The sequence below is a fragment of the Gammaproteobacteria bacterium genome, assembly GCA_013003425.1.
GTDB lineage: Bacteria > Pseudomonadota > Gammaproteobacteria > Steroidobacterales > JABDKV01 > JABDJB01.
On record JABDJB010000114.1, the window covers coordinates 1 to 9,001 of the forward strand.

At 59.4% G+C, this 9,001-nt stretch carries 4 protein-coding genes; 2 read left to right on the top strand and 2 right to left on the bottom strand.

Annotated features, from left to right (window positions below; genetic code table 11):
• The coding region (locus HKN06_14915) for a hypothetical protein (GenBank protein ID NNF62600.1) at nucleotides 1-3,644 on the bottom strand (3,644 nt) is incomplete at its 3' end.
• A gap of 418 nt (nucleotides 3,645-4,062) precedes the next feature.
• On the bottom strand, nucleotides 4,063-6,726 hold the full coding sequence (locus tag HKN06_14920) for a M1 family metallopeptidase (GenBank protein NNF62601.1): 2,664 nt from the start codon (nucleotides 6,724-6,726) through the stop codon (nucleotides 4,063-4,065).
• A 79-nt stretch (nucleotides 6,727-6,805) separates the two neighbouring features.
• On the opposite strand from HKN06_14920, the gene HKN06_14925 reads away from it, so the two are divergent.
• Nucleotides 6,806-8,188 (top strand): nodulation protein NfeD, encoded by a 1,383-nt coding sequence (locus HKN06_14925; protein NNF62602.1) that lies wholly within the window; start codon nucleotides 6,806-6,808, stop codon nucleotides 8,186-8,188.
• Nucleotides 8,188-8,934, top strand: a complete 747-nt coding sequence (locus HKN06_14930; protein NNF62603.1) for a slipin family protein — start codon at nucleotides 8,188-8,190, stop codon at nucleotides 8,932-8,934. The genes HKN06_14925 and HKN06_14930 overlap by 1 nt, the downstream gene beginning before the upstream one ends.
• The last annotated feature ends 67 nt before the right edge of the window (nucleotides 8,935-9,001 follow it).

A 9,001-nucleotide genomic window follows, 5' to 3' on the forward strand; every position in this document is an offset into this window, starting at 1 on the left:
GCCGGTGCCGGCGGTAGCGGGTTCTCGCTGGTACCTTGCCAGACTCGAGTCTGACCGCCGCCGCCACCATTGAACGAACTTATGATCTCAGCTTCGCCGTCGTCATCGACATCGACGATAGTGACAAAGCGCTGAAAGTCGCCGGCATTGCCCGCAGCAAATATGTCGACAAATTCCAGGATCAAGCCGTCACGTCCATCGAAGATATAGATACCGGATTCAGGCACCTGACCAAAATCATAATGTATGACGATATCCATGAAACCGTCTTCGTTGGCATCGTAAGCGGTCGCATTCTGCCCGCGTAATCGCGTCGTCGAAATAATCTGCAGACTCGGTTCGTTTTCATGGCTCCACAGAATGGTTTCACCATCGGTATCCCAGACAACCATGTAGCCCGGGGTTGTTGCCGTGAAGTTGCCGAAGCTAGTGTTGTAGGCAAACTCTGGCAAACCATCATTATCAAAGTCGCCAACGGTAATCTGGCTTTCCGATGTATTCGGCGACGGTTTCTGCCAGACCAGGCTACCGTCATGATTGAACAGGTAGTTGTTCTGCTGATCGCGGGCGACAATTTCTGCTTCGGGGTCGCCATCGAAATTGGCGACGGCCACGAACAGATGCTCGGTTACCAGGGAAGTACCGCCGAGCCAGGGCTCGACAGGCAGCACGAATTCCTGGGTGCCGAGATGACTGATAACTTCGGTGTGGAAAAGAATTTCCATCGTGCCGTCGAGATCGATATCGGCAATGACCGGGGGCTTATAGGGCCGGGCTGCACGTGTCTCTACGCCGAGGTAATTCCATTGAATGGTGCCGTCCACTGCGTTAAAAACAGTAATACCATTGCGCCTGAAACCAGAATCGTCAAGGATGCGCCACGGCATGATGATTTCAACCGTGCCGTTCGCGTCGATATCGGCGAACGTCGGACCGCTGTAGCGGAACTCGCCGAAGCTGCTGCCGGCATTGACAGGGGGCAGGAACGGTATGGTTTCGCTGCCGCCGTTGCCGGGCCAAGCAAGGGTGCCATCGTGGTGGACCGCAATCAGATGCTGGGCGTCCTGGAAGCCGCCATCGGCCACTGGAAGACGGTTGCGCGGCCCGATAATCTCCAGATCGCCATCGCCGTCAATGTCCAAGAGCCCGAGGTGCGGCCCATCGGTAAACCCTCCGGCGGCAATAACGTCGGGGCTGGCCGCTACCTCGATCGAACAGTCCTCGGCGTTCATGACCCACAGTTCGGTTCTGAGCGCTTCGGAGTTGTACCAGGTGCCGACTATTTCATTGATGCCGTCATTATCCACATCGCCGACGCTTATGGTGCCGTTGGCTTGATAGCCGATATTGGGAAATTCGCTCGCATACTGACACTGCAACTCGAGTTCGACCGGGCCGATTTCATCCGGCAGCCCTGGTGTGTAATCGAACGAACCGTCAGCTCTCAAATCGAGCACACCCTGGCTAACGTCGGTGACCAGCGCAGCGGTGATCGGATCATTATCGGGATCGCTGTCGTTACCGAGTACACCCGGCGCGGGTTCAGTGATGGTCTCGCCAATGCGAGCCTGGTAAACCTCGTCCACTGCAATTGGTGGCCGATTGATGTCGCTGACCGTAACAATGAAGCTCTGCAATGCAGCCGCACCTGCCGGGTCGGTCACTTTCACCGTGACATCGTGTGGCCCGATCTGGGCGGCGCCCGGTGTCCAGCTGATTAGTCCTGTAGCACTGATGGTCATGCCGGCCGGCGCGGCTGGCAGCATATAAGTCAATGTGTCGCCTGCATCAGGATCATTGGCGACGGTCTGCAAACTCAGCGAGGCGCCGATAAGCAGCGCCTGATCGGGAATCGGGCCCAGTGTCGGCGGGTTGTTCGCCGGTGGCAGGACTATCGTGTCACGCACCTCGATGGTGAATGGCTGGATGTCGAACAGCCCACCACTGTCTTCTACCCGCGCAGTTACATTATTTATACCAAGCTGACCGGCCGTTGGCGTAAAGGACACATCGCCGGTTACCGGGTTGAAGCCGATGCCAGCCGGCTGCGTTGGCAGCGACAGAGTCAGGGTATCGCCCGGATCCGGATCGGTGGCAAAGATACGGAAATTCAGCGACTCGCCCAGGAACATCACGCGGTTACCGATGATGGCTAACCGCGGGGGATTGTTATCGTCCGACGCGGTGATGCTGACCATCGCCGGGGTGCTGTCGAACTCGCCGTCGTTGACGATCAGCGTCGCGACATAGGTGCCCTCGATATCCGGCGTAAACGTAGCCGAGACCGCAGTGGTAGAGCTCAGTGTCGTTGCACTACCACCCGGTACGTCCAACGACCAAAGATAAGTGAGGCCATCGTCTTCGGGGTCGCTGGATTGACTGCCATCGAGTTGCACCTGCTCACCCGGGGAAACAGTGATCGGATCGGCCGTGGCCACCGCCGTTGGCGCCGTGTTGCCGACCGCTACCGTAATCAATGCGGTATCCGGCGCACTGTCTACCGTGCCATCGTTGACGATGAGCTGGGCGACGTACATGCCGTCGAGATCCGGCACAAAGCTGGTCATCTCTGCGGATGCATCGGCGATCAACGCGGTACTGCCGGGCGGCAGCGTGATCAGTGACCAGCTGTAGGTGAGCATATCGCCGTCTACATCGGTTGAGCCGCTACCATCGAGCGGCACGGTCGCGCCTACTTCAGCATTCTGATCCGGTCCGGCGTCGGCCATCGGCGCCGAGTTGTCGGTGCTGATAGAAACAGTATCCGGTGCGCTGTCCTCGAAACCGTCATTGACAATGAGTTGTGCAACATAGCTGCCGGAAACATCGGCCACAAAGCTGGTATCAACCTGGCTGGTTGAACTGAGCGCCGCACTACTCCCCGCCGGAACCGAAATCAGTGACCAGGCATAGCTGAGGTCATCGCCGTTGGCATCTGACGAACCGCTGCCCGATAACAGCACCGTCTCGCCGACCAATACCGTTTGATCGGGGCCGGCATCGGCCACCGGCGGTGTGTTTTCTGTGGTGATCGTCACCATGTCGGGGGCACTGCCGGCCAGACCGTCGTTGACGATCAGCTGCAGGATGTAATCACCTGGCAGATCCGCAACAAATTCCGGCATCACTGACGCCGGATCGTTGAGTACGGCGCTGCTGGTCGGCGGCACGAGCAGGAACGACCATTCATAGGTAAGCGCATCGCCGTCGACGTCGGTCGAGCCACTACCATCGAGCATAACGCTGCTGCCCGAGACGATAGTTTGGTCCGGGCCAGCGTCGGCTACCGGCGGCGTGTTGACTGCAATCGGATCGCCGGTGAAAGTCCAGGTAATCGAGGCCGGGTCAAAAAGATAAGTGCGGTCCTGACGAAACGAGAAAGTTTCGGCACTGTTAACACTGCCACCAGCGCCAATCGAACCGATATTGACGACACCGTCGACGATCTCGGTATTAGCTGACTTGCTGGTCGCCGTCGCCACCACATTCTCGTAGGCACCGCCCGTGTTGCTAACCGTGATGGTGTACGTATAGAGATAGCGGCCGCGATCGACGCGGTCATCACTGACAAAGCCATAGCCGCTGACACTAAGGTCTTCTTTCCCACCGCCGTGCACCGGACTGACGATTAGCCCGAACAACATGAAGGCAAACAGCACTAAAGCTGAAAGCAGCGTAAGAACTTGATTGGCTGTGTTACTGACAAGACGAGCACGGACCGCGGACGGCAGTACCCGAGGGTTGAGACCCAGCACGGCCCCTCCTTGATATTTTTTTGGTTATTCGGCCAATTCCTTAACACTTGTATAGTTGATGACAGACTGAATTCCCAGTACGTTGCAACACAATATCAATGGCTTGCGAGCCTGCGCACAGAATTCGCGGGGTTTCCCGGGATCGCGGCAAGGATGCCGCTCCTACGAACCGACATCGTAGGAGCGCCTTCCAGGCGCGAATCCGCTGTGGGAGCGACACCGTGGGCACAGAATTCGCGGGGTTTCCCGGGATCGCGGTGGAGATTCGCGGCTGAAGCCGCTCCTACGCAGGTTGGCAGGTGCCCGTTCAGCCACCACTGAAATAAGCGCGGGCCTGTGGTCGCTGCACAGCGGCGCGCCGCGCGCACAGCTCGATCCGCTCAATTGCTTTGGCCAGGTTGCGTACCCCGCCAACCTGCTGCGACAAACGCGGGCCCAGAAACCCGCTGACTTCCTTAAGCCTGCGTTCATCGCAAAAGCCGGCGACCAGTTCGGCGGGCAGGCGACCGGCATCACGTGGCGGCAGGCGCGCAACCAGCGCATCGTAGTTCTGCCGCAGCCAGCGCCAGGTGGCATCGCGGTTATGCCTTGACTTTACGTGTTCTCGAAGAAACACTCGTATCTCATTGACTCTTATAACATCTGTCAGAACCAGATCGCGCATCGATGCGGCGAAACCCGGCTCGTCAGCATGCGCCAGCCCGCGCAACAGATCACGTCGCTGCTGCCCATCCCGGCTCTCACGCAACTGGCCCAGCAGCTGTTGCCGCAAGGCCTGCCCGCCAACCTGTGCGGCAATCTGCAGCGCCAGCTCGCCCGCTTCCGGCGCAACGACAGCGGCTTCATTGCTTTCGACCAGTTCAGCCGCCGCCGCCAGCGCTGCCCTGCGCACGGATTGATCGCCTGCCGCGGCCAGCAGGCGCGCAGCGTCCACCAGGAACAGGCGGCGTGAATCGGAAGACAGCGACGCCATGTGAGACCCGTCGAAGGCAAGCGCGGCACCGACGTCGCCATAGAGTTGCTGCACGTAGGCATCGATAGCGGACGTTTCGTCAACAAGGTACTGGCGACTGAACTCGATAAAAGGTCGCGGCGTCAGTGCCACCTGTGGCCGCTGCGAGGTTGCCAGCTGCCGGTACAAACCGCCTGCCCCGGCAATATCGATGCGACCTGCCTGCAGCCCGGCGTGGATACTGTGCGCTACGGCAAGCTGTTCTGCCGGTGACAGCTGCGCCTCGGCCGCGAGCAGCGGCTGGTAGTCCGCTACGCTCCAATAAAAATAGCCCGCGTAGTCGGCATTCGGCAGCAGCCACACCGGACAGGTGCGCAGAACGACCTGCGTCGGCGCCGGTCCGGTCAGCTGACAGGCCTCGAAGGAATCGTGCTCGTCGCCGTAACGCAGGCACACGGGCACGATCCAGCCATCACTATCAGCAGCACCGGAGGCGATCGGGCGGTAGCGGCTCTGGCTGATTGACGCGGTAGCGACCGCGCCGCAGTCAACTTCCACATCCAGCGTCGGTATGCCCGGCTGAAACAGGAAACTACTGAAGGCCTGGCCGATTTCATCGCCACCGATGGAACTGAGCGACTGCATGAAATCATTGACATCGGCGTTGGCATGAGGAAAACGACGCAGGTGATAACGAACCGCTTCGCGAAAGCTGTCCTCAACCATGAAACGCTCGAACATACGCAGCACGGCGCCGCCCTTGGTATAGGTGATGCCGTCAAATGCATTCTCTATATCGTTCTCATCCATCACCGGCTGGCGAATCTGGCGCGCCGTGGCGAGCGCGTCCTCGTCAAAAGCAACCTGCAGGCGTCGCAATCGCGACAGCTCGGCTCGATGCTGCGGGTCCCACTGCGCTACGGTCTTGTAAGCCATCCAGGTCGCGAAAGACTCATTGAGCCAGATGTCGTCCCACCACGGCATTGTCACCAGGTTGCCGAACCACTGGTGTGCCAGCTCGTGGGCATGCACCAGCGCGTGCCGGCGGCGTTGCTGCACCGGCGAGTCTTCATCCAGCAGCAGCAGGCTTTCGCGGTAGGTAATGGCACCGACGTTTTCCATCGCACCGGCGGCAAAATCCGGTACCGCAACGATGTCCAGCTTGGGATACGGGTGCGCGATGTCAAAATAGGCTTCCTGTATGGCCAGTAGCTCAGGCGTAGTCTGCAACGCGTATTGCAGCCTGCCGCCCTTCCCTGCCGCGGCGACACCACGCAGCGGCAGCGGCGCAGCGCGCTGTGGCGTCGGAGCGATGTCCTCAGCGGTCACCACATCGAGTGGCCCGACCGCGAAGGCAATAAGGTAGGTTGGTAATGGCGGTGTGGTGGCGTAGCGATGCCTGACCAGGCCGTTTTCCAGCGGTATTTGCTCGACTTCCGGCGTTGCTGTAATCGCGGTGTCGCCGGTTGCGACATTGAGTGTTATATCGAACGGCGTTTTGAACGCCGGCTCGTCAAAACAGGGAAACGCTTCGCGTGCGCTTATCGGTTCGAACTGGGTGAACGCGTAGTCCCTGCCGCCTTCCTGCACGGCATAAAGCCCTTTCAGCTGGCGTCCGAACGGCGCATTCCAGGCCAGCCGCAGCAGCGCTTTCTGCGGCTGTAACACACGCGGCGAGATGATTCGGGCCACGCCAGCTGTTGCGGTACTGTCGAAGGCAGCCTCGACAATATTGCCATCGGCCAGCTGCAGCATTGATTCATGAACATCCAGATTACGAGCATGCAGATAAAAGCGGTCTGTCGCGGCACGAATGTCGACGACGATCTCGACGTTGCCACTGAATCGCTCCCGCTGCGGCACGATCGTCAGGTCCAGCGCATAGGAAAGCGGAACTACATCACCCGACAACCTGCCCGCCGGCACATCGGATACGGCCGGCACCGTGGCCGGGCGGCGGTCTGCAGCCGAACACGCCGCAAGACAGATGCAGACAACCAGAGGCAAGCGCCGATGCATATCAACCCCGATGGGTAAAACCCGGCACAGTATAGCGATATGGACCTTTTGCCGCGGCGGTCTTTGGTATCATGGGCCAATGAACAGTCTACGTAACCTGCACCGGGCTTTCGCTGTCAGCCTCCTGCTGGTACTGCTGGGCGGCCTGGTTACCGGCGCGGAAGAAGGCGGCGGCACGGTTACGCTGCTGACTATCGACGGCGCTATCGGCCCGGCTTCGAGCGACTATGTCGTTCGAGGTATCGAGGAAGCCGAGGAAAACGGCGCCCGCCTGGTGGTGCTCGCGATGGATACGCCCGGCGGTCTCGACTCGGCCATGCGCGATATCATCAAGGCCATACTGAATTCTTCGGTGCCGGTGGCAACGTACGTTTCACCCAGCGGCTCACGCGCAGCCAGTGCCGGCACCTACATACTCTATGCCAGTCATGTCGCCGCGATGGCGCCGGCAACAAACCTGGGCGCGGCAACGCCTGTACAGATCGGCGGCAGCCCGCCGGCAGAAAAGCCGGAAACTTCCGACAAAGAAGAGGATGAGACCAACAGCGGCAGTACGCCTGAACCATCCACCGCGATGGAGCGCAAATCAATCAATGACGCAGTCGCCTATATCCGCGGCCTGGCTGAAATGCGCGGGCGCAATGCCGACTGGGCCGAACAGGCAGTGCGTGAGGCGGTCAGCCTGTCAGCCGAAGAAGCGGTTGAACTGAACGTCGTCGACATGGTCGCCGACAATCTCGGTGATCTGCTGCAGCAGCTCGACGGCAGAACTGTCGAGGTCATGGGCAACGAAGTTACCCTGGCAACTGCCGGCCTGGTCACTGAACGGATAGACCCGGACTGGCGCACCCGCCTGCTCGACTCCATTACCAACCCGAACGTTGCCTACCTGCTGATGCTGATCGGTATTTACGGGCTGCTGTTCGAAGGCTACAACCCGGGCGCAATCGTACCCGGCGTGGTCGGTGCCATCTGCCTGCTGCTCGCGCTTTATGCCTTCCAGGTGCTCTCGGTCAACTATGCCGGGCTCGGGCTGATTCTGCTGGGCATTGTGCTGATGATTACGGAGATATTTGTCCCCAGTTTCGGCGCACTGGGGATAGGCGGCATAATTGCGTTTGTCATCGGCTCGATCATACTGATAGACACGGATGTACCCGGTTTTGGCATCGACCGAACCCTGATTGGCACGATGGCTGTGGTCGGCGGCGGCCTGACGATGGCAATCATCTGGTTTGCGGTGCGTGCCCGGCAGATGCCGGTCGTGACCGGGCAACAGGAATTAATTGGCGCCATCGCTGAAGCGGTGAGCGATTTTGACGGCAACGGCACTGTCTTCGTGCACGGCGAAAACTGGACAGCCAATTCCAGCGACCCGATACGTAATGGCGATGCCGTAAAAATTACAGCAGTAAAAGGTTTACAGCTCGACGTCGAGCTTCACACCGGGGGAAACAGCTAATGTCATTCAGTCCGCTTATTATCGTAGCAGCACTGGTGCTGCTGTTTCTGTTCAGTGCAATCAAGATTCTCAAGGAATGGGAGCGCGGCGTCATCCTGCAGCTTGGCCGCTACAAAAAGGTCAAGGGCCCCGGCCTGATTATCGTCATTCCGATCATCCAGCAGATGATCAAGGTTGGCCTGCGTGTCGAGGTGATGGACGTGCCGACGCAGGACGTCATTTCCCAGGACAACGTCTCGGTAAAGGTCAACGCCGTAATCTATTTCCGTATTCTCGATCCCGAGCGTGCCGTCACCCAGGTGGCAGAACCCTTTGTCGCCACCAGCCAGCTGGCACAGACCACGCTGCGCTCGGTTCTCGGCCAGCATGACCTTGACGAAATGCTGTCAGAACGCGAAAAACTCAACCAGGACCTGCAGCAGATACTGGACAAGCAGACCGACGCGTGGGGCATCAAGGTATCCAACGTCGAGATCAAGCATATCGATCTGGATGAAAGCATGATTCGCGCCATCGCCAAGCAGGCCGAAGCCGAGCGTACCCGTCGGGCCAAAGTGATTCACGCTGAGGGCGAACAGCAGGCCGCCGCAATGCTCGCCGAGGCTGCCACGACGCTGACGCAAGAACCGCAGGCAATCCAGCTGCGTTACATGCAGACGCTGACCGAAGTGGCCGCTGAAAACAATTCGACCATTGTCTTCCCGTTGCCGCTGGACCTGATTGCACCGCTGTTGAAAAAGTCCTAACCGGCGCCGCGCTGCTGCAATATCGCCAGAACCTCGTCCTGCTCGGCCAATGACAGCAGGATAACGA

Bases quoted from the DNA above. Each gene is read 5' to 3' on its own strand.
- HKN06_14920 (NNF62601.1), bottom strand. From the start codon at position 6,726: ATGCATCGGCGCTTGCCTCTGGTTGTCTGCATCTGTCTTGCGGCGTGT.
- HKN06_14925 (NNF62602.1), top strand. From the start codon at position 6,806: ATGAACAGTCTACGTAACCTGCACCGGGCTTTCGCTGTCAGCCTCCTG.
- HKN06_14930 (NNF62603.1), top strand. From the start codon at position 8,188: ATGTCATTCAGTCCGCTTATTATCGTAGCAGCACTGGTGCTGCTGTTT.